Origin of the sequence: Microvirga aerilata, from assembly GCF_016743775.1 — a bacterium.
Classification (GTDB): Bacteria; Pseudomonadota; Alphaproteobacteria; order Rhizobiales; family Beijerinckiaceae; genus Microvirga; species Microvirga aerilata.
In genome coordinates this window covers 1-3,178 of record NZ_JAEQMY010000209.1, presented here as the reverse complement: position 1 = coordinate 3,178, position 3,178 = coordinate 1, and the positions used below count along the sequence as shown (strand labels likewise).

Here is a 3,178-nt window from a genome sequence, read left to right as displayed (position 1 = left end):
CTCCAGGCGTTCGTGCGGCACCTGCGCCGGGACTACGAACGCGGTGGGAGGTCCTTCGCGCCGCTGCTGCTGGCCCGTGAGCGGGAAGAACCATGCGAGGAGCTGCAAGCCCTCACGGCTTGCATCGCCCGGGAAGGCGGTCATGGGGATGGGAACGGATCGACGCTGCTCCTGCTGGCAGCCTTAGGGTTGATGCTCTCAAGCCTCGCCCGGCTTCCCCTGCCGGAGCATGCATCCGACCTCCTGGATGAGCTGGAAGCCGCAGCCGGGCGGATCGGCTGAGGGCGGACGCACGGTTCATCGAAAGAATTGCCTCGCGTCCAACGGCGTGAGGTTCGGGCGGAGAAATCCAGGCTCTGTCCTGCGCCCCAACCCTAGAAACCGGAGTTTCCTCATGACGAAAACAAGTACCCCATCCGTTTGCATCGTTGGCGCCGGCTCGATGGGCGTCAGCACGGGCTATCACCTGAGCCTGGCGGGAGCTGCCGTCACCTTCCTGGTGCGACCGCATCGTCAGGAGCAGTTGTCGAGGCCGCAGGTCCTCTACTCCTACGACGACCACAGCCTGAAGACCTTCTCCGGCTACGGGCTGCTCACCGACCCGGCCGAGCTGGCCGGAACCTCGTTCGACTTCCTGGTCATCACGCTCGATGGAGCGGCGCTTCGCGCGGAGGCCGGCCAGAGGCTGGTGGACGAGATCGGGCGCGCCTTCCGGGGCACCAAGACGGAGGTGATCATCGGCAGCGTGGGCATCGATCTTCGGTCCTGGTTCCTGGAGCGGTCCGGGCTTGCGGAGACGCAGGTCACCAGCGGCGGTCTTGCAAACCTCGTCTACGAGGTGGGACCGGCGGCGATCCCGCTGCACCCCGGCGTGAATGCGGACCTGCTGGCGACGGCCGACTACGGGTATCGCCACTTCTCCGCATCCGGCTTCTATGTGGCTCTCAATGCGCCGAAGGTGGCGCATGGGTTTGCGGCACTCTATGACCGCTGCGCCGTTTCGAAATGCGATGTCTTCCCGGTGGAGGAGGTCAGGCTATGGGTCGCGTTTTTTGCGTCCTTGGCAGCCTGGGAACTGCTGGGTTGGCCCGTAACCGCGGACATCGACCCGGCGGACGAGACATGGCAGCTCGGCAGCGAGGCCATGCGGGAGATCCAACGCTTGCCGATGTACGGACAGACGGGTTTGGCCGCCAGCGAAAGCACCGATGCGAAAACGATCCTGGAGTTCCATCGCCGGATGGAGACGGAGGCCATGCCGCTCGATCTGGCCGCCTTCTACCGCTACCATCACGGCGGCAAGGTGAACGGTCAGGATCATCAGCTTCTCCGTGAGGCACTGGCCCTCGGGGAAGCGCAGGGTGCCGATATGCCCGCACTGCGCGCGTTGGTCGCGCGACTGCCCAGCTAGGAAGCGACGGGTTGGAGTTCGGCTGCCTGCGACCTCGGGCGGCCGACACCCGCTTACGGGATTGGGTAACGACCTCGCCCATCCCTGATTTGTCGATGTCCAGCGGGGACGTGCTGCACCAATCAGGATTTCGGTCTTGCCGGCCCACGCCCGGAGCCGTGCAGTGATCTCATCAATCGAATCAGCAGGATCTCGGGCAGTCATACCCGGGCTGCCCCAACAAGGATCAGAAGAATGAAAGCTGTGAGATGGACGTCCGGCGACAAGCCGGGCCTGGAACTACACGACGAGCCTGTGCCGACGCCGGGCCGCCATGAGGTGATGATCCGGGTTCATGCCGCGTCCCTGAACTATCGGGACCAAGCCATCCTGGACGGCCAGTACGGCGGGCCTACCCAGAAGAACGGCGTCCCGCTGTCGGACGGTGCCGGCGAGGTCGTCGCGGTCGGTGACAGTGTTACACGGGCGAAAGTCGGCGACCGTGTCACGGCCGGCTGCCACCCCCACTGGATCGGCGGCCCCCCGCGTCCGGAGTATCAGTTGGATAGCCTCGGCATGACCACGGATGGGTGGCTGGCCGACCACATCCTGCTGCACGAAAACGCAATCGTTCATTTGCCTGCCTACATGTCCTACGTCGAGGCCGCATCGCTGCCGTGTGCGGCCGTGACGGCCTGGACGGCCCTCAACCTGGTGTCGCCCCTTCAGCCGGGCCAGACGGTGCTGGTCCAGGGCACGGGTGGCGTGGCGTTGTTCGCACTCCAGGTGGCGCGGATGTTCGGTGCGCGCGTTCTGGCGATCACGTCGACGGACGAAAAGGCCGAGAAGCTCAAGGGATTGGGCGCTGAGTCGGTCGTGAACTACCGCACGTTCCCCGACTGGGACCGCGAGATCCTCGCCCTCACCGACGGCAGGGGCGTCGACAAGGTCGTCGACATCGCCGGGGACAAGACGATCGTCAAATCCGCCGCAGCGACCCGCAAAGGCGGTGACATCACAATCGTAGGGTTTGTCAGCGGCTTCGGCGGTGGACTGCCCCCCATCGACATCCTCTCACGATCCCTCACCATCGCCGGCACGGCGATCGGTCCCAGGGAGAACTTCGAGGCCCTGCTCGCCGCGATGGCCATGCACGAGGTCAGGCCGGTCATCGATCAGGTGTTTCCCTTTGCGGAGTACTGCGAGGCGTACCGGCGGATCGCGAGCGGCAACCATGTCGGCAAGGTCGTCATCGACGTGGCGCACTGAGCCATCGGTCGCAAGTAAGATATGGGCGGGATCATCCCGCCCACGCAGACCGGTCTGGGTGGACGGTAGCAATTACGGGCGGGCAGCAGGTAAGTGCGTGGACGGCTCCCTCTAGTCGCCGTCGGCATCGATCCCTAGCTAACCCACCCTGATGAGGAGGCTGCAATGGCCAAGACGGCACTGGTGGTAGGCGTGAGCGGTATCGTGGGAAGCGCGACGGCGGCGCACCTCGCGGCTGAAGGCTGGGATGTGCTCGGTCTCGCCAGAAAGCCGGCTCCGCAGGCGGGAGTAAGGCCGATTGCGGCCGATCTCCAGGATGAAGCCCTGCTCGCCGCGGCCCTTGCCGAGGTCGAGCCAGAGGCCGTGTTCATCACAACCTGGTCGCGGCAGGCGACGGAAGCGGAGAACATCCGCGTCAACGCCGCCATGGTGCGCAACCTCCTGGATGGGCTGCGTCCCGCGGGCTCCGTTCGCCATGTCGCGCTGGTCACAGGGCTCAAGCACTACCTCGGCCCTTTC

General features: G+C 65.4%; 4 protein-coding genes. All 4 read left to right on the top strand.

Annotation, left to right across the window (positions count from 1 at the left end; translation table 11 throughout):
- The coding region (locus JKG68_RS31545) for a hypothetical protein (protein WP_202066299.1) at positions 1–282 on the top strand (282 nt) is incomplete at its 5' end.
- A 112-nt stretch (positions 283–394) separates the two neighbouring features.
- Positions 395–1,411, top strand: coding sequence for a 2-dehydropantoate 2-reductase N-terminal domain-containing protein (locus JKG68_RS31540; RefSeq protein WP_202066298.1), 1,017 nt, complete (start codon positions 395–397; stop codon positions 1,409–1,411).
- Positions 1,412–1,645: 234 nt separating this feature from the next.
- A complete protein-coding gene (locus tag JKG68_RS31535; RefSeq protein WP_202066297.1) occupies positions 1,646–2,659 on the top strand; it encodes a zinc-dependent alcohol dehydrogenase family protein in 1,014 nt (337 codons plus the stop codon).
- 165 nt (positions 2,660–2,824) lie between these two features.
- Positions 2,825–3,178 (top strand): NAD-dependent epimerase/dehydratase family protein (locus JKG68_RS31530; protein ID WP_202066296.1); only part of this gene is annotated, 354 nt, incomplete at its 3' end.